The sequence below is a fragment of the Streptomyces sp. NPDC006798 genome, assembly GCF_040635975.1.
Lineage (GTDB): Bacteria > Actinomycetota > Actinomycetes > Streptomycetales > Streptomycetaceae > Streptomyces.
Window position 1 is genome coordinate 17,730 of the sequence record NZ_JBEYIS010000061.1, and the last position, 22,230, is coordinate 39,959.

Sequence of the window (22,230 nt, forward strand, 5' to 3'; positions counted from 1 at the left end):
GTACCCTCGATCCCATGTCGCTCTACGCCGCGTACGCCGGCAACCTCGACGCGCGGCTGATGAGCCGCCGCGCTCCGCACTCGCCGCTGCGCGGCACGGGCTGGCTGACCGGCTGGCGGCTCACCTTCGGCGGCGAGCAGATGGGCTGGGAAGGGGCACTGGCCACGATCGTGGAGGCGCCGCGCTCCCAGGTCTTCGTCGCGCTCTACGACGTCGCGCCGATGGACGAGGACTCCATGGACCGCTGGGAAGGCGTCGGCCTCGACATCTACCGGCGGATGCGGATCCGGGTCCACACCCTCGACGGGGAGGAACCCGCCTGGGTGTACGTCCTCAACGGCTACGAGGGCGGGCTGCCGTCGGCACGCTACCTGGGGGAGATCGCGGACGCGGCGGAATCGGCGGGCGCGCCGCACGACTACGTCATGGAACTCCGCAAACGCCCCTGCTGAGGAGCCCCTCAGCGCTCCGGCGCGCCGCGCCGCGCCCGCCTGCCCCTTGCTCGCGCAGCTCCCCACTCCCGGGGCACCGGCCCAAACCCGGGCCGCGCCCGGCAACCTGATCTTGTTCGCGGTCCGCGGGTCGTCTGTGGCTGGTCGCGCAGTTCCCCGCGCCCCTAAATGCTCTCCCCATCGCCGGTCCTGAAAGGGTCCCGGCGGCCCCGGGAAGAGGGGCGGGGCCCTTTCCGAGACTCGGCAGGCGGGGCAACCTAGGGGCGCGGGGAACTGCGCGACAAGCCAGCCACCGGCCAGCAGGTGGACCAGCAACACCAGGCCACACCCTTCCCCTCCCCGGGACGGGCTCCAGCCCCAGGAGACATGACCAGTGCACGTGGTCGGGGGGTGCGGGGTCGCCCCCTGGGGGTCCCCCCAAAGGCAGCTTTGGGGGAGGACGGCGGATAAGAAACGGGTCTCCTGAAGAAGACCCCCACTTCCGCCGTCCGTGAGGAGGTGAGCCCGGAGGCCACCGACCCTCCCGACGCCGCACAAGTGCGCCCGCATACCGCTGGAGCGACGGTCACATCTCCCTCAGCCCCGCCGGCGCCTGAGGCGCGAAGACCCCGCACGAGGCGGGGAACCCCGGCACCAGGCGCCCCGACGCGGCGCACCCCCCAGCCGGAGGCGCCCCCGCCCCGCCGGCGCCTGAGGCGCGAACGGCCCCGCCTGGGCACAGGCACCCCCGGCACCAGGCGCCCCGACGCGGCGCACCCCACAGCGGGAGGCGCCCCCGCCCCGCCGGTGCCTGAGGCGCGAAGACCCCGCGCGAGGCGGGGAACCCCGGCACCAGGCGCCCGGGGGCGCGCGGCGCAAGCGACCCGCCTGGCACAGGCAACCCGAGTGCGAAGGGCCCCCGGGACCAGGAACCCCACAGCGGGAGGCGACCTCGTGGGAAACGACAACGCAACGATCCTCGTGTCCGTAGCTCCGTCATCTACGCGCGTAGGGAATCAGCGGCTACCCTCATTCGCGTGAACGCACATGTGAATCCGGGCCTCGACGCCCCCGCCACCCCCCACGACCTCGCGGACGCCGCCGCCGCGCGGCTGCGCGAGCTGACCGGGGCCGACGCCCATGACGTCGCCCTGGTGATGGGCTCCGGCTGGGCCCCGGCAGCCGAGGCGCTCGGCGCGCCCGAGGCCGAGTTCCCGGTCACCGAGCTGCCCGGTTTCCCGCCGCCCGCGGTGGAGGGGCACGGCGGCAAGATCCGCTCGTACCGGATCGGCGAGAAGCGCGCCCTCGTCTTCCTGGGCCGTACGCACTACTACGAGGGCCGCGGGGTCGCCGCCGTCGCCCACGGGGTGCGGACCGCCGTCGCCGCGGGCTGCAAGACCGTCGTCCTGACGAACGGCTGCGGCGGCCTGCGCCAGGGCATGCGCCCCGGTCAGCCGGTCCTGATCAGCGACCACATCAATCTGACCGCCACCTCCCCGATCGTGGGCGCACGGTTCGTCGATCTGACGGACCTCTACTCGCCCCGGCTCCGTGCCCTCTGCAAGGAGATCGACGAGTCTCTGGAGGAGGGGGTGTACGTGCAGGTCACCGGGCCGCACTACGAGACCCCGGCCGAGATCAACATGGTCCGGACGATCGGTGGCGACCTGGTCGGCATGTCCACGGTCCTGGAGGCCATCGCGGCTCGTGAGGCGGGCGCCGAGGTGCTGGGCATCTCCCTCGTCACCAATCTGGCGGCGGGTATGTCGGGCGAGCCCCTCAACCACGAGGAAGTCCTTCAGGCGGGCCGTGACTCGGCCGCGCGGATGGGCGAGCTGCTGACCCGGGTCCTGTCCCGGATCTGATCCCCGCCCCACCCGCGCCCGCGCGTCCGCGCACTCGCGCACCCGCACCGACTGTCCGTAGACGAGAGGCGATTCCGACCGTGCAGCACCAGCACGCCCAGGACACCCAGGGTATCCACGGCATCCAGGAGTTCGGCCGACTCATCGAGCGCGCCGAGCGCTGGCTCGCCGAGGACCCCGATCCCGACACCCGCGAGGAACTGGCCGAGCTGATCGACGCGGCACGGACGGACGGCGCCCACGGGAAGCCCGCCGCCGAGCTGGCGGCCCGCTTCTCCGGCACGCTCCAGTTCGGCACCGCCGGGCTCCGGGGCGAGCTGGGCGCGGGACCGATGCGGATGAACCGTGCGGTCGTCATCCGGGCCGCGGCCGGGCTCGCCGCGTACCTCAAAACGGAGGGCGCGGCCGACGGACTCGTCGTGATCGGCTACGACGCGCGCCACAAGTCCGCCGACTTCGCCCGGGACACCGCCGCCGTGATGGTCGGCGCCGGGCTGCGGGCCGCCGTACTGCCCCACCCGCTGCCGACCCCCGTACTCGCCTTCGCCATACGGCATCTGGGCGCCGTCGCCGGGGTGGAGGTCACGGCCTCCCACAATCCGCCGCGCGACAACGGCTACAAGGTCTATCTCGGCGACGGCTCGCAGATCGTGCCGCCCGCCGACACCGGGATCGCGGCGGAGATCGACGCGATCGCGAGCCTGGCGGACGTACCGCTCGCGGACTCCGGCTGGCAGACCCTCGGCGACGAGGTGGTGACCGCGTATCTGGAGCGTACGGACGCGGTCCTCTCGCCCGGTACGCCGCGGACGGCGACGACCGTGTACACGGCGATGCACGGGGTCGGCCGTCCGGTGCTGGAGGCGGCCTTCGCCCGGGCGGGCTTCCCCGCGCCGGTACTCGTCGCCGAGCAGGCGGACCCGGACCCCGAGTTCCCCACGGTCGCCTTCCCCAACCCGGAAGAGCCGGGCGCGATGGACCTCGCCTTCGCGACGGCCGCCCGGGTCCGGCCCGATCTGGTGATCGCCAACGACCCCGACGCGGACCGCTGCGCCGTCGCCGTCCCGGCCGCGCCCGGTGGCGCGCCCGCCGCCACCCCCGACCCGGAGCGCTGCGCCGTCGCCGCGCCCGCCGGGAGCGACTGGCGGATGCTCCGCGGCGACGAGGTCGGCGCGCTGCTCGCCGCGCACCTGGTGCGCTCCGGCGCCCGGGGCGTCTTCGCCGAGTCGATCGTCTCCTCGTCCCTGCTCGGCCGGATCGCCGAAGCGGCGGGGCTGCCGTACGCGGAGACCCTGACCGGCTTCAAATGGATCGCCCGCGTCGACGGCCTGCGGTACGGCTACGAAGAGGCGCTCGGCTACTGCGTCGACCCGGAGGGCGTCCGCGACAAGGACGGCATCACGGCGGCGCTGCTGATCACCGAGCTGGCGTCCGTCCTCAAGGAGGAGGGCCGTACGCTCACGGACCTGCTCGACGACCTGGCGGTCGAGCACGGGCTGCACGCCACCGACCAGCTTTCGGTCCGGGTCCAGGACCTCGGCGTCATCGCGGACGCGATGGCCCGGCTGCGGACGGCCCCGCCGAAGGAACTGGCGGGGCTGACGGTGGCCGGCGCGGAGGATCTCACCGCCGGATCCGCGTCGCTGCCGCCGACGGACGGCCTCCGCTACCACCTCGACGGCGCGTACCGGGCCCGGGTGATCGTCCGTCCGAGCGGCACGGAGCCCAAGCTGAAGTGCTACCTGGAGGTCGTGGTCCCGGTCGGCGACCGGTCGGAACTGGGCTCGGCGCGGGCGCGGGCGGAGGAACTCCTCGCGTCCCTGAAGCAGGACGTCGCCTCGGCGGCGGGCATCTAACGGGGTCGCCTCCCGCTGTGGGGTTCCTGGTCCCCGGCCCGCCTGGTGCCGGGGTTGCCTGTGGCCAGGCGGGGCTGTTCGCGCCTCAGGCGCCGGCGGGGCTGTTGACGTTGTGACCGTTGCTCCAGCGGTATGCGGGCGGTCTTGTTCTGCGTCGGGAGGGTCGGTGGCCTCCGGGCTCACCTCCTCACGGACGGCGGAAGTGAGGGTCTTCTTCAGGAGACCCGTTATTCTCCGCCGTCCTCCCCCAAAGCTGCCTTTGGGGGGACCCCCAGGGGGCGACCCCGCACCCCCCGACCACGCCGAATGCACTTGTCCCCTGGTGCTGAAGCCCGTCCCGGGGGAGGGGATGCTGCCACCTGGTGTCGGTGGTCCACCTGCTGCCCGGCGGCTGGCTGGTCGCGCAGACCGCGAACAACATCAGGCCGCCGGGCGCGGCGCGGCGCCCCCTCCCCGCGGCACGGGAACAGATTTCGTACAGGTGGCGTCCCGGCTGCCCCGCACGGGTGATTCCCGCGGCGCCCCTACCTCAGAGCACCCCCGCCCCGGCGCCCGCCGGGCAATGGTGGCCCGGTAGCGCCCCCGCAGGCGCGCGCCGAGTGTCAGGAGCTGCCGTCGTTGTCCCCCGCCGCGTCTCCCGTCCGTGCCGTGTACGTTCCCGCTTCCCGGCGGTCCCGGCGGGCCCGGCGGCCGTCCGCGCCGCGCGGAGAACCTTCGTCGGGGATGCGACGCCGGGCGCACCGGGTCGCGCGGTCGTTGCGTTCGGCGGCTCCGGCGCTGGTGGCGTATCTGCTGGTGCGGCTGGTGGGGCTGGCGTTTCTGGCCCGGCTGGCGCATGCCAAGGGGCACGGGGTGTGGCCGACGCTGGCGACGTCGTGGGATTCCGGCTGGTATCTGGGGATCGCGGAGCACGGGTACGCGGCTGAGCTGGGGACCCGGGTCAATGCCAACAATCTCGCCTTCTTCCCGCTGTATCCGCTGCTGGTGCGGGCGGCCTCGGCGGCGGCGCCCGGTGCGGTTCCGCGGGCGTCGGCGGGGCTGTTGATCGCGGTGGGGTGTTCGTTCGTCGCGGCGTGGGGGATCCACGCGGTCGGGGAGCGGCTGCACGGCCGTCGGGTGGGTACGTTGCTGACGGTGTTGTGGGGGGTGCTGCCGGTCGCCGTCGTGCAGTGGATGGGTTATACGGAGTCCCTGTTCACGGCGTTGTGCGCGTGGTCGCTGTATGCGGCGTTGACGGGCCGCTGGCTGTCGGCGGGCGTATTGGCGTGTCTCGCGGGCCTGACCCGCCCCACGGGTATCGCCCTGGCGGCGGCGATCGTCCTGGGGGCCCTGTTGGCGGCCCGTCGGGTCCGGGGCCGGGCCCGTACGCGCGCGGTGGCGGGTGCGGTGCTGGCGCCATTGGGGTGGCTGGGGTTCGTGGGCTGGGTGGGGGCCCGGGTGGGGCGGGTGGACGGCTATTTCGCGGTTCAGCGGCTCTGGAAGAACGAGTGGGACGGCGGCCGGGCGACGCTGCTGGAGCTGCGGCAGCAGTTGGTCTACGAGACCCGGCCGCAGTTGTTCAGTCTGGCGGTCTCGGCGTGTCTGGTGCTGGCGGTGGTGTCGTACGTCCTGACCCTGACGGACCGGCAGCCGCTGGTGCTGCTGGTTTTCACCGGGGTGCTGCTGGTGGTGGTGCTGGGCAGTGCGGGGGTCTATTTCCCCCGGGCCCGTTTTCTGCTGCCCGCGTTCCCGCTGCTGCTGCCTCTGGCGGTGACCCTCGCCCGGGCCCGCCGCGCGCCGCTGGTGGTGGTGCTGGTCTCGGCGGTCCTGCTGTCGACCTGGCTCAGCGCCTACATGCTCCTGGTCTGGCCGGGCCCGCCGTAATACGCGGAAGGGCCCGGCCGTCGGGAAATTCCCGGGCGCCGGGCCCGTACGGCTCCGCACAATGACGGTCATGACGACCTTTCTCCATGCCAATCCCGTCTTCGCCCGACTCGAAGGGGCCGAGCGGATCCTCGTGGCGGGTGCGGGCGGCGGCTTCGACATCTACTCCGGGCTGCCGCTCGCCCTCTCCCTGCTCCATCAGGGCAAGGACGTCCGGCTGGCGAATCTGTCGTTCAGTGCCCTCGCCGGGCTGCCGCAGGACGACTGGGCGGCCCCCGACCTGGCCGTCGTCACCCCGGATTCGGCGCCCCACCAGGCGTACTTCCCGGAGCGGACCCTCGCCCGGTGGCTGCGGATCCACAACTATCCGTCCACCGTGTACGCCTTCCCCCTCACCGGGGTGCAGCCGCTGCGCGCGGCCTACCGGGCGCTGGTGGAGCGCCATGAGATCGACGCGGTGGTCCTGGTCGACGGCGGTACGGACATCCTGATGCGCGGCGACGAGGCCGGGCTCGGCACCCCGGAGGAGGATCTGACCAGCGTCGCGGCGCTGGCGGCGATGGACGAGGTGGCGACCCGGCTGGTGGTCTCGGTGGGCTTCGGAGTGGACGCGTACCACGGGGTGAACCATGTCCAGGTGCTGGAGAACATCGCCGCCCTGGAGCGCGACGGCGCCTATCTGGGCGCGTTCTCCATACCGCGCGCCACGCTTGAGGGGGCGCTCTATCTCGACGCGGTGGCCCATGCCCAGGATCACACCCCGGACCGGCCCAGTATCGTCAACGGTTCGATCGCGGCGGCGGTCCGGGGCTCGTTCGGTGACGTCCGCTTCACCGACCGCACCCGGGGCAGTGAGCTGTTCGTCAATCCGCTGATGTCGCTGTATTTCGCCTTCGAGCTGCCGGGGCTCGCCGCCCGCTGTCTCTATCTGGACCGGATCGAGGACACCCGGCTGATGCGGCAGGTCCACTCCCGGATCGCGGAGTACCGCGACACCCTGGTGACCCGTCCGCCGCGCCGGTTCCCCCACTGACCGCCGGCCGGACGCCGTTCGGCTATGCGATCGCGAAGAGGATTACCAGCATCACGGCACCGGCCGCCAGCGGGAGGAAGAGTTCGTACGCCCAGACCGCCTTGACCTCGCCCTGGGACCCGGCGGCCGCGCCGCGGGCGGTGACGAATTCGCGGAGCTCGCCGACGGTGCGGTCGGCCTGGGCCATGGGGGTGGGGAGGTTGCGGTCCACCTGGCGGCCGGCCCGCTCGTCGCGGTCCCGCTTCTGCTGCTGGCGGTTGGCGCGCTTGCGCTGGCGGAGGGAGACGGGGACGGCCCACATGGGGTACTTGTCGCCGTCCTTGGTGATGATCTCCGTGGAGTACGAGGAGCGGACCTCCTCGACCCGCCCCCAGGGGGCGGTGACGGTCCGGAACGGGTTCCGGATCCGGATCCGGTCGTCGTTGACGAAGACCGCGGGCCGCAGGGTGAACGCCAGCACCAGCGGCACAACGACCAGCATCGTCGCGATCGCGAAGAGCGGAGTGTTTCCCGCGCCCCGGACGACGGCGTCCAGACCCAGCCAGACCGTGAGGGCCAGCAGCAGCACACCGCCGGCCATCCCCGCCGGGGAGCGGAAGACCCGCTCGGCGTAGGCGGGCTCGGCGGGCGTGGGCGTCTCGGGCTTGCTCATACGTCCGATTCTGCCGTACGCGGTCCGAGCGCGGCGCCCGCGGGCGGCCCGGCGGGGCATACGGCGCCACCCGCGCCGTCCGCGCCGCCGAAGGCTCCGGGGGTCCCGGCGGCCGGGGTCCGGGCCGTACCGGCGGGGACCGGGCGGCGGTGGCGGCCCGCGGCGGCCGCGGCGACCCGGCCGAGGGCCTCGTCCCGGCCGCAGGGGTACGCCCCGAGGTCCCTCTGACGGCTCACGATGCCCCGCTCCGCCCGCATCAGCCGCCAGCCCCGGCGCAGCAGGAACGGTACGGACTTTCGGCCTTCCCGCAGGTCCCGCAGCAGCCTGCGGCGGAAGGTGGTGCCCGGGCGGCCCCGGAGGCAGATCGCGTCGGCGAGCACGCCCAGCTCCTGGCAGCGGGCGACGACGTCCGCCGCGAAGATGCCCTCGGCGACGAAGAGGGTTGTACGGCCGACGGAGAAGGAGTCGAGGCCGGTCCGGGAGCTGGTGGCGATGTCGTACACGGGTACGGACGTACGGCCTGTCCGGCACAGCTCCTCGATCGCCGCGACCGCCGCGTCCGCGTCCCACGATCGGGGGGAGTCCCAGTCGATGTCGGTACTGTCCGGCACCAGGGGGAGGGTGGGGTCGTCGCCCTCCTTGTAGAAGTCGTCGAGGCGGAGCACGGGGAGCCCGGTACGGGCCGCGAGGAACGACTTTCCGGAGCCCGAGGGGCCCGCGAGGAGCAGGACCCGGGTGGCGGCCGGAGCGGGTTGGGCGGGGATAGCGGTCACGGAACACCAGTGTGAGGCATTGCCCCGTGAAGGGGATCCACCGGGGATGCCGGTGGATCCGGAATCCCCGCCTCAAATACCCTGTGCACTCGCACGACCACCCAAAGCGACCATGTCGCATATCGGCGATCACAGGCAGGCAACCATGACATCCCACTCCACGTCTCCCAGCACCTCGCGGCGGTTCGCCGTGGGCGCCGGTCTCGCCGTCGCGGCGGTCGCGGCGACCCTCTCCGCGGGGAGCGCCGCACAGGCGGCCCCCATGGCCGTCCCGGTCGGCGGCGAGGCCCTGGGCAGCGCCCTGTCCGGCCCCGGCGCCGGGCTGACCGGCGCGCTCACCAACTCCGTGACGGGGCTGGCGTACCTCAAGGAGCACCAGCTCAACCCGCTGGCGCAGACCGGGGTGGACCCACTGGCGAACGGCGTCGGCACCCAGATCGCCGACTTCAAGCCGATCGGTACGGACCTGGTGACCGGCCCTCTCTCCAACGGCGCGGCCCTCCAGGACCTCCCGGTGATCGGCGGCCTGGTGGGCACCCTCCCCCTCTAGAGGGCCGCGAGGGGGACCGGGCCGAGCCCCATGCAGCGCCTTGGCCCTCCGGGGCGCCGCACCGAACACCCCGGCCGCGCAAGGCGACCACCGGTTGTCGGCGGTCTGCGGCCCGGCTGTGGCTTGTCGCGCAGTTCCCCGCGCCCCTGGTTGCCCTCCTCAACGCCCTCGTAAAGAGGCGGCCCCTTTCCAGGGCCGATGCTGGGGAGAGCATTTAGGGGTGCGAGGAACTGCGCGACAAGCCACCCACCGGCGCGCGGTCGCCCGACGCCATCCACCCGGCTGGGCGGATGGCGCGGGCCTCACCCGGAGGGTTGAGGCGCCGCGCCCCGCGAGAGGGCCCGTCAGTACGAGGAGCCCGCGGCTCCCAGCGCGCCCGTGGGGTGCCAGACCGTCTTCGTTTCGAGGAAGGCCGTCAGCCGGGACGTACCGGGGTCCGTGGTGAAGTCCGCCGGGGACCCCGCCGACGGGCGCAGGACGCGCTTCACATTGTCCGCCGCCGCGATCTCCAGCTCCTTCGCCAGGGCCGCGTCCGCGCCGGTGAGGTCGATCGCGTTGACGTCCTGGTGCGCGGCGAGCGGGGCCGCCAGTTCCGCCGTACGGCCGGAGAGGATGTTCACCACGCCGCCCGGCAGGTCGGAGGTGGCGAGCACCTCGCCGAGGGAGAGCGCGGGCAGCGGGGCCCGCTCGCTCGCCACCACGACCGCCGTGTTGCCGGTGGCGATCACCGGGGCGAGCACGGACACCAGGCCGAGGAAGGACGACTCCTGCGGCGCGACGACCGCGACGACCCCGGTCGGTTCGGGCGTGGAGAGGTTGAAGTAGGGGCCGGCGACGGGGTTCGCCCCGCCCACGACCTGGGCGATCTTGTCGGTCCAGCCCGCGTACCAGACCCAGCGGTCGATCGCCGCGTCCACCACGGCCGCCGCCTTGGACTTGGAGAGGCCCTCCGCGTCCGCGACCTCGCGGACGTACTGCTCGCGGCGGCCCTCCAGCATCTCGGCGACGCGGTAGAGGATCTGGCCCCGGTTGTACGCGGTCGCGCCCGACCAGCCGCCGAACGCCTTGCGGGCCGCGACCACGGCGTCCCGGGCGTCCTTGCGGGACGAGAGCGGCGCGTTGGCCAGCCAGTTGCCCTTTGCGTCGGTCACCTCGTACACCCGGCCGCTCTCGGAGCGGGGGAACTTGCCCCCGACGTACAGCTTGTAGGTCTTGAAAACGCTCAGCCGCGTCGATCGGTTCTCAGACATCGAGGTAAGCCTCCAGGCCGTGGCGGCCGCCCTCGCGGCCGAAGCCCGACTCCTTGAAGCCGCCGAAGGGCGAGGTCGGGTCGAACTTGTTGAAGGTGTTGGCCCAGACGACCCCGGCCCGGAGCTTGTTCGCGACCGCGAGGATCCGCGACCCCTTCTCCGACCAGATGCCCGCCGACAGGCCGTACTGGCTGTTGTTGGCCTTGGCGACGGCCTCGTCGGGGGTACGGAACGTCAGCACCGACAGCACCGGGCCGAAGATCTCGTCCCGGGCGACGGTGTGCGCCTGGGTGACCCCGGTGAAGAGGGTGGGGGCGAACCAGTACCCCGCCGACGGCAGCTCGCACGGGGCGGTCCACCGCTCGGCGCCCTCCGCCTCGCCGGTCCTGGCCAGGGCCGTGATCCGGGCGAGCTGCTCGGCCGAGTTGATCGCCCCGATGTCGGTGTTCTTGTCCAGCGGGTCGCCGAGCCGGAGTGTGCCGAGCCGCCGCTTCAGGGCGTCCAGCAGCTCCTCCTCGATCGACTCCTGGACCAGCAGCCGGGAGCCGGCGCAGCAGACCTGGCCCTGGTTGAAGAAGATCCCGTTGACGATGCCCTCGACGGCCTGGTCGATCGGGGCGTCGTCGAAGACGATGTTGGCGCCCTTGCCGCCCAGCTCCAGCGTGACCCGCTTGGCCGTCCCGGCGACCTGCCGGGCGATGGCCTTGCCGACGGCGGTGGAGCCGGTGAAGGCGACCTTGTCGATCCCGGGGTGGCCGACCAGCGCCGCGCCCGTACGGCCGTCGCCGGTGACGATGTTGACGACGCCCTTCGGCAGCCCGGCCCGGCGGCAGATGTCGGCGAAGAAGAGCGCGGAGAGGGGCGTGGTCTCGGCGGGCTTGAGGACGACCGTATTGCCGGTGGCCAGCGCCGGGGCGACCTTCCACGCCAGCATCAGCAGCGGGAAGTTCCACGGGATGACCTGGCCCGCGACGCCCAGCGGCTTCGGCTCGGGGCCGAATCCGGCGTGGCCGAGCTTGTCGGCCCAGCCCGCGTAGTAGAAGAAGTGCGCGGCGACCAGCGGCAGATCGGCGTCCCGGGTCTCCCGGATCGGCTTGCCGTTGTCGAGGGTCTCCAGCACGGCCAGCTCACGGCTGCGCTCCTGGATGATCCGGGCGATCCGGAACAAGTACTTGGCCCGCTCGGCGCCCGGCAGGGCCGACCACTTCTCGAACGCCTTGCGGGCGGCGCGTACGGCCCGGTCGACGTCCTCCTCGTTGGCCTGGACGTACTCGGCGAGCACTTCCTCGGTGGCCGGGGAGAGGGTCTTGTTCCGGTCCTCGCCGGAGCCCTCGGTGAACTCGCCGTCGATGAAGAGGCCGTACGAGGGCGCGATGTCGACGACCGCCCGGGACTCGGGCGCGGGGGCGTACTCAAAGGGGTTCGTCATCGGGCTCAGTCCACCGTTACGTAGTCGGGGCCGGAGTAGCGGCCGGTCGCCAGCTTCTGGCGCTGCATCAGCAGATCGTTGAGCAGGCTGGAGGCGCCGAACCTGAACCAGTGGGGGTCCAGCCAGTCCGGGCCCGCGGTCTCGTTGACCAGGACCAGGAACTTCAGCGCGTCCTTGCTGGTCCGGATGCCGCCCGCGGGCTTCACCCCGATCTGTACGCCGGTCTGCTCCCGGAAGTCGCGGACGGCCTCCAGCATCAGCAGGGTGCTGGCCGGGGTGGCGTTGACCGCGACCTTGCCGGTGGAGGTCTTGATGAAGTCCGCGCCCGCCAGCATGCCCAGCCAGGAGGCCCGCCGGATGTTGTCGTACGTCGACAGCTCACCGGTCTCGAAGATGACCTTGAGCCGGGCGGGGCCCGCGGCCTCCTTGACGGCCACGATCTCCTCGAAGACCTTCAGATAGCGGCCCGCGAGGAAGGCGCCCCGGTCGATGACCATGTCGATCTCGTCGGCCCCGGCGGCGACCGCGTCCCGGGTGTCCGCGAGCTTGACGTCGAGGGCGGCCCGGCCCGCGGGGAACGCGGTGGCGACGGAGGCGACCTTGACGTCGGCGCCGTTCAGCCCGGCCTTGGCGGCGGCCACCATGTCCGGATAGACACAGACGGCGGCGGTGGCGGGGGTCTCCCGGTCCGTCGGATCCGGGTGGACGGCCTTGGCGGCCAGCGCCCGGACCTTGCCCGGGGTGTCCGCGCCTTCCAGGGTCGTCAGATCGATCATCGAGATGGCCAGGTCGATGGCGTACGCCTTGGCCGTGGTCTTGATCGACCGGGTCCCGAGGGCGGCGGCGCGCGCTTCGAGCCCGACGGAATCGACACCGGGCAGCCCGTGCAGGAATCTGCGGAGCGCCTGGTCGGACGTGGTGACGTCGGCGAGGGCGGGATGGATACGGGGCATGGTCACCACGAGAGCATATCTACGCGCGTAGCGACCTGTACAGGGGGTGGCTCGGGTGCGGCCCCGGAGTCCGTACGGCCGCAGACCGTCCCCGGCCCCGTACCGCCGCCGCCCCGCGCCTCGTCCCCGGCACCCCGGCACCCCGGCACCCCGGCACAAAAGGAAGCGGGACCGGACAAGACCCCCCGGCCTGTCCGATCCCGCTCCCGTTGGGGCTCCCCCGTGGCGCCCCGGTCCCCGTTTCCTTCTCGCACCATGAAGCCCCCCGGCTCCATGGCCCCCCACTCGCACCGCCTCGGCCCCCCGGCCCGGCGGTCCCCCCTCTTTTTCCCCCGTGCCTTCAGGCCACCAGCTCGCCGAAGGACTCTTCCTCGTCACGCCCGAAGCTCAGCGCCTGGTCTTCCCGCAGCCTGCGCAGGGACCGCCAGATGCTCGACTTCACCGTGCCGACACTGATGTCCAGGATGTCCGCGATCTCGGGGTCGGTACGGCCCTCGTAGTACCGGAGGACCAGCATCGTCCGCTGGAGTTCGGGAAGCCTGGCCAGCGCCTGCCAGAGCACCGCCCGCAGCTCGGTCCCCCGCATCGCGTCGGTGTCGCTCGCCGTCTCCGGCAGCTCCTCCGTGGGGTACTCGTTGAGCTTGCGGCGCCGCCAGGCGCTGATGTGGAGATTGGTCATCGTGCGGCGGAGGTAGCCCCCGACCGCCGCCTTGTCGCTGATCCGGTCCCACGCCCGGTAGGTGGAGAACAGCGCGCTCTGCAGCAGGTCCTCCGCCTCGAAGCGGTCGCCGGTCAGGTGGTACGCGGTGGCGTACAGCGCCGACCGCCGCTCCTGGACGTATGCCGTGAACTCCGCCTCGGAGACGGAGTCCGCCGCCGGGGCCGCCGGCTTCGGCGCTTCGGTCCGGCGCGGCGCCTCGGCCTGCCGGGGCACCTCCGCCGAAGCGGGGACCTCGACCGGCGCGGGCTCGATCACCGTCATGTACGGAGCCGGGAACCGAACTCCGGCGCCGCGAGCGCACCCCCGCCCGTTCGCGGCGCCGGAGACCTTCTCACCGGACCTGACATGGACGTCGTGCAGGCGCGTGGTCACTGCGCTGGCCGTGACTCCGTGCAGTGCCGTCTTCATCCTCGCGCCCCCCGTCGTCTCGTGTGTCAGTGGTGCTGGTTCGTTTCCTCGGGCTTCCGTCCGATGGCGACAACTCTGCCCAGCCTGTTTCATCGCGGTGTCCGTCGATCGTCACAGCACTGTCACAGGGGCCGTCGGGTGTGCGCCCCCGGGCCGCTCCCCCGGCCGCCCGCGTACGCCCTCCCGGCCGCGTCCCGGCGGGCCCGCCGGGCGTCACAGGACCGCCCGGGAACCGTCCCTTACCGCCGTCCGAACAGCCCCTCGAACGGTTCCCGCCGCGCACGGACGCGATGCCGGTCGAACTCCGGGACCGGCATACGCCAGAATGGCCCCCGTGCCTTTCCTGTTGCTGATCGAGGACGACGACGCCATCCGCACGGCCCTCGAACTCTCCCTGACGCGCCAGGGCCACCGTGTGGCCACTGCGGCGACGGGCGAGGACGGCCTGAAACTGCTCAAGGAGCAGCGACCCGATCTGATCGTGCTGGATGTGATGCTGCCCGGGATCGACGGCTTCGAGGTGTGCCGTCGTATCCGCCGTACCGACCAGTTGCCGATCATTCTGCTGACCGCGCGCAGCGATGACATCGACGTGGTGGTGGGGCTGGAGTCCGGCGCCGACGACTATGTCGTCAAGCCGGTCCAGGGCCGGGTGCTGGACGCCCGGATCCGGGCGGTGCTGCGGCGCGGGGAACGGGAGTCGACGGACTCGGCGACCTTCGGTTCCCTGGTGATCGACCGTTCGGCGATGACCGTCACCAAGAACGGCCAGGACCTCCAGCTCACCCCCACCGAGCTGCGGCTGCTGCTGGAGCTGAGCAGACGGCCCGGACAGGCCCTGTCCAGACAGCAGTTGCTCCGGCTGGTGTGGGAACACGACTACCTCGGGGACTCCCGGCTGGTCGACGCCTGCGTCCAGCGGCTGCGGGCCAAGGTGGAGGACGTCCCCTCGTCGCCGACGCTGATCCGTACGGTCCGCGGAGTGGGCTACCGGCTGGACGTTCCCCAGTGACCGGAGGAACGGCGCGGTGACCGGTGCCGCGAAGCGTGCCATAGTCGCCGGTCTCCGCTGGACCAGTCTGCGGTTGCGGCTGGTCGTCGTGTTCGCGGTGGTCGCGCTGACCGCCGCGGTCTCGGCGTCCGGGATCGCGTACTGGCTCAACCGCGAGGCCGTACTGAGCCGTACGCAGAAGTCCACGATCGACGACTTCCGGGCCGAGCTGCAGAGCCGGGCCGCCACCCTGCCGCTGCACCCCTCGCAGAACGAACTCCAGCGCACCGCCGAACAGATGAGCCACGGCCGGGACGGCTACAACGTGCTCCTGGTCGGCGAGGGCGGCGGCGGCAAGCCGCTGGTCGGCGCCTCCGACCTGGGCGACTTCACGTTCGGTGACGTACCGGAGGGGCTGCGGGAGCAGGTGAACCGGCGGCAGTCGACCGGGGCGGGCAACTCCGCGCCGTACCACCTGTACTGGCAGCGGATCATCCGCGACGGCGAGCCCTATCTCGTCGGCGGCAGCCGGGTCGCCAACGGCGGCCCCACCGGCTACATGCTCAAATCCCTCGAATCCGAGAGCAAGGACCTCAACACCCTGGCCTGGTCGCTGGGGATCGCCACGGCCCTGGCCCTGGTCGGCTCGGCGCTGCTGGCCCAGGCCGCCGCGACGACCGTACTGAAGCCGGTACGCCGGCTCGGCGACGCCGCCCGCAGGCTCGGCGAGGGCAAGCTGGACACCCGGCTGCGGGTCTCCGGCACCGACGAACTCGCCGAACTCGCCCGGACCTTCAACAAGACCGCCGAGTCGCTGGAGAAGAAGGTCGCGGACATGAGCGCGCGGGAGGAGTCCAGCCGCCGCTTCGTCGCCGATATGTCCCATGAACTGCGCACCCCGCTGACGGCGCTGACCGCCGTCACCGAGGTCCTGGAGGACGAGGTCGACAACCTCGACCCGATGATCGCGCCCGCGGTCAATCTGGTGGTCTCCGAGACCCGGCGGCTGGGCGACCTGGTGGAGAACCTGATGGAGGTCACCCGGTTCGACGCGGGCACCGTCAAGGTGGTGCTCGACCTCGTCGACGTCGCCGACCAGGTCACCGCCTGCATCGACGCCAGGGCCTGGCTGGACGCCGTCGAACTCGACGCGGAACGCGGAGTCATGGCCCGGCTCGACCCGCGGCGGCTCGACGTCGTCCTGGCCAACCTGATCGGCAACGCGCTCAAGCACGGCGGCTCCCCCGTCCGGGTCTCGGTACGCACCGTGGACCCGGCGACCGGAACGGAATGCCCCGACGGCACCGGCGACGAACTCGTCATCGAGGTACGCGACCACGGGCCGGGTATCCCCGAGGACGTCCTGCCGCACGTCTTCGACCGCTTCTACAAGGCGAGCGCGTCCCGGCCCCGCTCCGAGGGCAGCGGACTCGGGCTCTCCATCGCGGTCGAGAACGCGCATATCCACGGCGGCACCATCACGGCCGCGAACTCGCCCGACGGCGACGGGGCGATCTTCGTCCTGCGGCTGCCGCGCGACCCGGCGGCGGAATCCGGCGCGCCGGACGGCCCCGGCGCCGAGCCCGGCGACGACACGCCCGGCGGAGAGGACGACGGAAAGTGACGCGGCGGACCACACGACGGGCGCTGCTCGGTACGGCGGCGCTCGCCCTCCTCCTCGCCGGCTGCGGGATCCGCCCCACCCAGGTCCCCGTCGACGGCGGACCGGCACCCTCCCGGCTGCCGTGCGCCGTCAACGGCGAAGGCGGGCCGCAGACGCAGCCGTCGTCGGTACCGGTACGGATCTACCTGGTCTGCGCCTCGCAACTGGTCGCCGTCGACCGGACCGCCGACACCGAGGCACCCCCGAAAAGTCCCCCCGGGACCGGGCTGCCCGTGGCCCGGGCCCTCGTCGCCGAACTCCAGAAGGAGCCGACGCAGGCCGAGCGGGAAGCGGGCTTCCAGACGTACGTCCGCGGCCCGCTCACGATCTCCGGCGGCCGGGCGGGCGACCCCGACGGCACCTACCGCCTCAGCCGCCAGCCCGAGGCCCTGGCGCCCGAGGCCCTCGCGCAACTGGTCTGCACACTCGCGGAGAGCCGGGCGGCGGCGGACGAGGGCGGCGTCCGCATCGGGGGCCCCGGGGGCTACCCGCCGTCGCTCTACGACTGCGCCCCGACGACGAAGTCCCACCCCCAGACCCCCTTGCCCACCCGCGCCACGGAACCCCCGGAAACCCCGTAGTCACTCGACTCCTCCGGGCGCCGCGATCCGGGCCGCGCCCTAATGTTGTCGGCGGCCCGCGGGTGGACCACCGACATCAAGTGGCAGCATCCCCTCCCCGGGACGGGCTCCAGCACCAGGGGACAAGTGCAGTCGGGGGGTGCGGGGTCGCCCCCTGGGGGTCCCCCCAAAGGCAGCTTTGGGGGAGGACGGCGAGAATAACGGGTCTCCTGAAGAAGACCCTCACTTCCGCCGTCCGTGAGGAGGTGAGCCCGGAGGCCACCGACCCTCCCGCCACAGAACAAGACCGCCCGCATACCGCTGGAGCAACGGTCACAACGTCAACAGCCCCGCCGGCGCCTGAGGCGCGAACGGCCCCGCCTGGGCACAGGCAGCCCCCACACCAGGAACCGTTTCAGCAAGGGTGCGCGTCATGAGTGGTGTGGAGCGTCAAGGTAACGGCGGGGTGCGGGTGCGAATCGCGGGAGGAGTGCTCCTCTGCACGCATCTGCTGATCGTCGGCTGGCTGACCCTCCGGCCGCTGGACGTGCCCTGGGTGGCCGCCGCGAATCTGGAGGTCTTCGCCGGGATACGGGCCGATCTCGCTCTCGGTCCGGCCGAGGCGACCCGGCAGCTGGGTGGCGGGCTGCTGCTGCTCGCGCCGCTGGGTGTGCTGCTTCCGATGGCGGGCGGCAGTGTGACCGCGTCGACTCTGGGTTCGCTGGTGCGGACGGTCGCGGCGGGTGCGCTGATCTCGCTCGGGATCGAGCTGTTGCAGACGGGTGTCGCGGGCCGGGTGATGGATGTGGATTCCCTGGTGTTGAACACCGCGGGTGTGGCGATCGCGCATCTGCTGGTGGTCCCGGCCTGCCGGGCCCGTCTGCGGCGCGGCCGGGGCGGGCCGGTAGGCCCCGTAGCGGGGGCGGCGTCCCCGTATGCGGCCTCCCGCCCTCTGGTCGTAGACGCCGCCCTCCCCGCGGAGGAGGGCCCGCAGGGGGCGACCCCGACGATTCCCAGGGTCGGGATCGCACCGTAGAGCGACGCTTTGTCCCCTCTTCGGGGGCGACTATGGAGGTGTTCTCGGGGCAGACGGTCCCGGGACACCGCGTCGTCACTCTGCGAAGGAGCCCCTCATGTCCGCACTGGTCCGCCCGCGTGAAGGCCGCATGATCGGTGGGGTGTGCGCGGGGCTGGCCCGGCGCTTCGGTACGTCCGCCACCACCATGCGGGTGATCTTCGTGGCGTCGTGTCTGCTGCCGGGCCCGCAATTCCTTGTCTACGCGGCGCTGTGGATCTTCCTGCCGAAGGAGAAGACATCGCCTTCGATGTCCTGGTGACGATTCCCGGCGACCGTTCCTGGTGACCGTTGCCGGTGATCACAACGGGGCGCGCTGCCGTCATCGCCGCGAAGCGTGACGGGGGCGCGCCCCGCTGCTGTGTGCCGCCCGAGGGGGAAGAGACGGCGAGGGGAACCGGCCCGGCCGGACGGCCGAGCGGTCAAAGGGTCAAGGGGCGACCGGTCAGACGAGGCCGCCGGGCAGCCCGCCACCGGGCAGCGCGCCGCCGATCGGCAGCCCGCCGAGGAGCCCGCCGATCGGGTCGCCGCCGCCGAGCAGGTCCCCGGTGAGGACGCGCTGGCCGGCGCCCTGGAGGGTGCCGGGAAGGGTGCTGGCGCTCTCCGTGAGGGCGTTCTGCGCGCCGCCGAGGGATTCGGGGGCGCCCGTGGGGAGCTGGGTGAGGGCCTCCTGGACGGGCAGGACGCTGGAGACGGAGTCGAGGGAGGTCGCCGAGTCGGAGACCATGGCCTCCGCGGAGGCGGAGCCCGCGGCTGCCGCGGCGAAGGCGACGCCGAGGGCGGCGACACCGAGGGACTTGACGGCGGACTGCTTCATCAGGGGTGTGTCCTCGCGATGGGGAACGGGGGTGGTGCGGATCCGGCACCCGGCCGTTCGTACCGGGCCGGGGCCGGGCCGTGCCGCGCCGGAGTGACCGGGCACGGCGGGCGGCTCCGCAAGCTATTCATGCCGTGCGGTGCGAGGCAAACACCCCGAGGAGGCCGGGTGTCCGCCGTTCCGGGCCGTCGCGGGACTCGTACGATCAGCTGTCCCGGGCGGTGGAATCGCTGGTCGTGGCGGTCTGGCGGAACAGCCATTCGGATTTCAGCTCGGCGTAGCCGGGCTTGATCACGTCGTTGATCATCGCGAGGCGTTCATCGAAAGGGATGAACGCGGACTTCATCGCGTTGACGGTGAACCACTGCAGATCGTCGAGCGTGTATCCGAAGGTGTCGGTCAGCAGCTCGAACTCCCGGCTCATGCTGGTCCCGGACATCAGCCGGTTGTCGGTGTTGACGGTGGCCCGGAAGTGGAGCTTGCGGAGCAGTCCGATGGGGTGTTCGGCGTAGGAGGCGGCGGCGCCGGTCTGGAGGTTGGAGGTGGGGCAGAGTTCGAGCGGGATCCGCTTGTCGCGGACGTACGCGGCGAGCCTGCCGAGCTGGACGGTGCCGTCGTCGGCGACCTTGATGTCGTCGATGATCCGTACGCCGTGGCCGAGCCGGTCGGCGCCGCACCACTGGAGGGCCTGCCAGATGGACGGCAGTCCGAAGCCCTCGCCCGCGTGGATGGTGAAGTGGTTGTTCTCCCGCTTGAGGTACTCGAAGGCGTCGAGGTGGCGGGTGGGCGGGTAGCCGGCCTCGGCGCCGGCGATGTCGAAGCCCACGACGCCCTGGTCGCGGTAGCCGTTGGCGAGTTCGGCGATCTCCAGGGCGCGGGCGGCGTGCCGCATGGCGGTGAGCAGGGCGCCGACCCTGATCCGGTGTCCGGCCTCGCGGGCGGTCCGCTCGCCCTGCCGGAAGCCCTCGTTGACGGCTTCGACGACCTCTTCGAGGGTGAGCCCGGCTTCCAGATGCTGTTCGGGGGCGTAGCGGACCTCCGCGTAGACGACGCCGTCGGCGGCCAGGTCCTCGGCGCACTCGGCGGCGACCCGGACCAGGGCGTCCCGGGTCTGCATCACGGCGCAGGTGTGGGCGAAGGTCTCCAGATAGCGTTCGAGGGAGCCGGAGTCGGCGGCCTCCCGGAACCAGGTGCCGAGCTTGTCGGGCTCGGTCTCGGGGAGTCCGGTGTAGCCCGTCGCGCGGGCGATGTCGACGATCGTGCCGGGACGCAGTCCGCCGTCGAGGTGGTCGTGGAGGAGCACCTTCGGAGCGCGGCGGATCTGGTCCGCGGTGGGCGTGATGAGAGTCTGGCTCGTCATCTCCGCACTGTACGGCCTCCGGCCCTACGCGCGTAGAAGTCGGTGGGCCGATATGTAACAGTGATCGCGCGGACGGGTGGCGTACATCCCCACTTCTGAGACTGTTCTGCCGTGACACACCAAGCGCAGCCCCTGCGGAGGGGGCGTACGGACGGTCGCACGACGACCGCGGCGAGGCGGACGGCCAGGCTGGGCCGGGCGTACGGGGGGCGACGGCCATCCGGAACGGCCGGGGGCGGGCTCGGGGCCGGGGTCGGCGGGGTGGTGCTGGTCCTGCCGGACGGCGCTCCCGAGTCGAATCGCGGGCGCTCCCCATGGGCGCATCTGACGGCGCTGCCGCTGGGCCGGGCGCTGGCGCGGGCGGGGCGCGCGGAGGGTCTTCTGGTGCTCCCGGTGCACTACTCGGGCCGGGGCTGGAACGGTACGCGGGCGCAGCTCGCCGTGGACACGGCGTGGGCGGCGGACGAGGTGGTACGGCGGTACGGCGATGTGCCCGTATGCCTCGCCGGGCTCGGGCTCGGGGGACGCGCGGCACTGCGGGCGGCGGGGCACTCGGCGGTCTCCTCGGTACTGGCGATGGCGCCGTGGCTCCCGGCGGAGACGGAGCGCCCGGCGGGCGGTGACGGCGGGACCGGAACAGGGGACGGGGGCGTCGGCGGGGGCGGGGGCGATGCGCCGGAGCCGGTGAAGCAGTTGGTGGGGCGGCAGGTGATGATCGTGCACGGTACGAACGACGAGCGGTGCTGCCCGGACCGGTCGTACCGACTGGCGGAGCGGGCGAAGAAGACGAACCGCGACATATGCCGGTTCGAGGTGCATACGGATGGGCATGCGCTGCGGCAGCACCATGCCGAGGTGATGGCGCTGGCGGTGGACTTCGTGATCGGGTCGCTCTTTCCGCAGCCGTTCTCGCGCCCGGTCGCGGACGCGTTGGCGGCGCCGCCGCCGCTGGGGCTGCGGATGCCGCTGGCGGCGGGCTTCGGCAAGTCCCTCCGCCCTTAGCCTGCGGCGCTCCGTGGGGCGGGAATCCGCCGTGCCCCTCGCTGCGGAGTCCCGGCCGCGCCGGTGGCGGGTTGCCCGCGCAGTTCTCCGCGCCTCTCAACGCTCTCCCCCTCGCCGCCCTTGAAAGGGGACCCTCCCCTCGACGAGGGCGATCAGGAGGGGGCAGCCGAGGGGCGCTGGGGTCTCCGGCTCACCCGCACTCGCGGAGGGAGAGGCGGCCGGGGCCGGGGGCCGGAGGGGGGTGATTCGCGGCGGGGGTCGTACAGGCGTAGAACTCGGGCTCGTACATCCTCCGTAGGCCGCGCGGGAGATTCCGGAACGTACCCGGAGCCGCCCTTGCGCGAGTTCGTCCCGGCGACGTATGCCAGCCTGACGAGAACGGGGAGACGTATGCCGAACGAGGAACTGCAATCGTGTCGGGACACCCGGCACGGCATGTCGACCGGGGCGGGGGCCGACGTCCAGCGGCGTCTGGAGATGCTGGTACGGGACTTCCGCAGCAGCCATCCGCCGATGCCCGTGGTCGTGCTCCATACCGAGATCGAGGACGCCCCGGCCCGAACGGCCGCCGACGCTCCGCCGGATCCGGCGGAGCAGGTCGTACAGCTGGTGGAGGAGTTGCACACGAGCCATGGCGTACACGGCTCGCGCTGTGCTCTCGCCGCCGACGCGCGGGCGGAGCCGACGGAGGTCCGGCGGGCCGCCGGGCTCGTACGGGAACTGGGGAATCCCCGGCAGTGGGACGGGCGCCGGGCCCTGTACCGCCGCTACTCCTTCCCCCGGGTCCGGCTGGTCCACGCCATCGAGAACGCCGTCAACGCGCTGGCCGCCGACCCGAACAGGCCGCCCGTACCGCCGCACTCGCCCTACGCCGCGCAGAACTTGCTCGATCAGCTCGCCCGGCAGCGCTGGCGGCCCGGCGGCTCGTCCCGCTGGAGCGACCGGCTGCGCCTCTTCGACATGGCGCACATCCTGCCG

The 22,230-nt window shown here is 72.5% G+C and carries 19 protein-coding genes and 2 pseudogenes; 13 read left to right on the forward strand and 8 right to left on the reverse strand.

Annotated features, from left to right (window positions below; translation table 11 throughout):
- Positions 1–14 precede the first annotated feature (14 nt).
- The 5 genes from ABZ714_RS29890 (at position 15) to ABZ714_RS29910 (ending at position 7,048) form a co-directional block, all read left to right on the forward strand.
- A complete protein-coding gene (locus ABZ714_RS29890) occupies positions 15–452 on the forward strand; it encodes a gamma-glutamylcyclotransferase (protein ID WP_358828482.1) in 438 nt (145 codons plus the stop codon).
- 1,028 nt (positions 453–1,480) lie between these two features.
- On the forward strand, positions 1,481–2,296 hold the full coding sequence (locus tag ABZ714_RS29895; RefSeq protein ID WP_358828499.1) for a purine-nucleoside phosphorylase: 816 nt from the start codon (positions 1,481–1,483) through the stop codon (positions 2,294–2,296).
- A gap of 122 nt (positions 2,297–2,418) precedes the next feature.
- The gene (locus ABZ714_RS29900) at positions 2,419–4,152 is read left to right on the forward strand and encodes a phospho-sugar mutase (protein WP_358828500.1); all 1,734 of its coding nucleotides are present in this window, start codon (positions 2,419–2,421) and stop codon (positions 4,150–4,152) included.
- 723 nt (positions 4,153–4,875) lie between these two features.
- On the forward strand, positions 4,876–6,015 hold the full coding sequence (locus tag ABZ714_RS29905) for a hypothetical protein (RefSeq protein ID WP_358828483.1): 1,140 nt from the start codon (positions 4,876–4,878) through the stop codon (positions 6,013–6,015).
- A gap of 70 nt (positions 6,016–6,085) precedes the next feature.
- Positions 6,086–7,048 carry a DUF1152 domain-containing protein gene (locus tag ABZ714_RS29910; RefSeq protein ID WP_358828484.1) on the forward strand — a complete coding sequence of 321 codons (963 nt, stop codon included), beginning with the start codon at positions 6,086–6,088 and terminating at the stop codon, positions 7,046–7,048.
- A 22-nt stretch (positions 7,049–7,070) separates the two neighbouring features.
- On the opposite strand, the gene ABZ714_RS29915 is transcribed toward ABZ714_RS29910, so the two are convergent.
- Together ABZ714_RS29915 and ABZ714_RS29920 are read right to left on the reverse strand one after the other, a co-directional pair.
- Positions 7,071–7,700: a PH domain-containing protein gene (locus ABZ714_RS29915; protein WP_358828485.1), complete on the reverse strand. Its 630-nt coding sequence runs from the start codon at positions 7,698–7,700 to the stop codon at positions 7,071–7,073.
- A 143-nt stretch (positions 7,701–7,843) separates the two neighbouring features.
- A pseudogene (locus tag ABZ714_RS29920) lies at positions 7,844–8,473 on the reverse strand (uridine kinase); the annotation flags it as partial.
- Positions 8,474–8,618: 145 nt separating this feature from the next.
- On the opposite strand from ABZ714_RS29920, the gene ABZ714_RS29925 reads away from it, so the two are divergent.
- On the forward strand, positions 8,619–9,023 hold the full coding sequence (locus tag ABZ714_RS29925; RefSeq protein ID WP_358828486.1) for a hypothetical protein: 405 nt from the start codon (positions 8,619–8,621) through the stop codon (positions 9,021–9,023).
- Positions 9,024–9,367: 344 nt separating this feature from the next.
- Here the strand turns inward: ABZ714_RS29925 and ABZ714_RS29930 are convergent, their stop codons facing one another.
- From ABZ714_RS29930 to ABZ714_RS29945, 4 genes are all read right to left on the reverse strand, one after another.
- Entirely contained in the window at positions 9,368–10,273 is a 906-nt protein-coding gene (locus ABZ714_RS29930) for an aldehyde dehydrogenase family protein (RefSeq protein ID WP_358828487.1), read from the reverse strand.
- Positions 10,266–11,702: an aldehyde dehydrogenase family protein gene (locus tag ABZ714_RS29935; protein WP_358828488.1), complete on the reverse strand. Its 1,437-nt coding sequence runs from the start codon at positions 11,700–11,702 to the stop codon at positions 10,266–10,268. The genes ABZ714_RS29930 and ABZ714_RS29935 overlap by 8 nt, the downstream gene beginning before the upstream one ends.
- Positions 11,703–11,707: 5 nt before the next feature.
- Entirely contained in the window at positions 11,708–12,655 is a 948-nt protein-coding gene (gene deoC / locus ABZ714_RS29940) for a deoxyribose-phosphate aldolase (protein WP_358828501.1), read from the reverse strand.
- A gap of 340 nt (positions 12,656–12,995) precedes the next feature.
- Positions 12,996–13,784, reverse strand: coding sequence for a SigE family RNA polymerase sigma factor (locus ABZ714_RS29945; protein ID WP_358828489.1), 789 nt, complete (start codon positions 13,782–13,784; stop codon positions 12,996–12,998).
- A gap of 334 nt (positions 13,785–14,118) precedes the next feature.
- Between ABZ714_RS29945 and afsQ1 the strand changes: the two genes are divergently transcribed.
- The 5 genes from afsQ1 (at position 14,119) to ABZ714_RS29970 (ending at position 18,335) form a co-directional block, all read left to right on the forward strand.
- A complete protein-coding gene (gene afsQ1 / locus ABZ714_RS29950; protein WP_358828490.1) occupies positions 14,119–14,796 on the forward strand; it encodes a two-component system response regulator AfsQ1 in 678 nt (225 codons plus the stop codon).
- Between the two features lie 16 nt (positions 14,797–14,812).
- Entirely contained in the window at positions 14,813–16,399 is a 1,587-nt protein-coding gene (locus tag ABZ714_RS29955; RefSeq protein WP_358828491.1) for a HAMP domain-containing sensor histidine kinase, read from the forward strand.
- On the forward strand, positions 16,396–17,019 hold the full coding sequence (locus ABZ714_RS29960; RefSeq protein ID WP_358828492.1) for a hypothetical protein: 624 nt from the start codon (positions 16,396–16,398) through the stop codon (positions 17,017–17,019). Before ABZ714_RS29955 ends, ABZ714_RS29960 begins: the two co-directional genes overlap by 4 nt.
- Before the next feature lie 412 nt (positions 17,020–17,431).
- The gene (locus tag ABZ714_RS29965) at positions 17,432–18,034 is read left to right on the forward strand and encodes a VanZ family protein (RefSeq protein WP_358828493.1); all 603 of its coding nucleotides are present in this window, start codon (positions 17,432–17,434) and stop codon (positions 18,032–18,034) included.
- 97 nt (positions 18,035–18,131) lie between these two features.
- Entirely contained in the window at positions 18,132–18,335 is a 204-nt protein-coding gene (locus tag ABZ714_RS29970) for a PspC domain-containing protein (RefSeq protein ID WP_358828494.1), read from the forward strand.
- 183 nt (positions 18,336–18,518) lie between these two features.
- On the opposite strand, the gene ABZ714_RS29975 is transcribed toward ABZ714_RS29970, so the two are convergent.
- On the reverse strand, positions 18,519–18,890 hold the full coding sequence (locus tag ABZ714_RS29975; RefSeq protein ID WP_358828495.1) for an ATP-binding protein: 372 nt from the start codon (positions 18,888–18,890) through the stop codon (positions 18,519–18,521).
- Between the two features lie 205 nt (positions 18,891–19,095).
- Positions 19,096–20,250: an adenosine deaminase gene (locus tag ABZ714_RS29980; protein ID WP_358828496.1), complete on the reverse strand. Its 1,155-nt coding sequence runs from the start codon at positions 20,248–20,250 to the stop codon at positions 19,096–19,098.
- A gap of 261 nt (positions 20,251–20,511) precedes the next feature.
- Here ABZ714_RS29980 and ABZ714_RS29985 point away from each other — a divergent pair, with 261 nt between their 5' ends.
- Positions 20,512–21,252 carry an alpha/beta hydrolase gene (locus tag ABZ714_RS29985; protein WP_358828497.1) on the forward strand — a complete coding sequence of 247 codons (741 nt, stop codon included), beginning with the start codon at positions 20,512–20,514 and terminating at the stop codon, positions 21,250–21,252.
- 390 nt (positions 21,253–21,642) lie between these two features.
- Positions 21,643–22,230: pseudogene (locus tag ABZ714_RS29990) on the forward strand (ABC transporter substrate-binding protein); the annotation flags it as partial.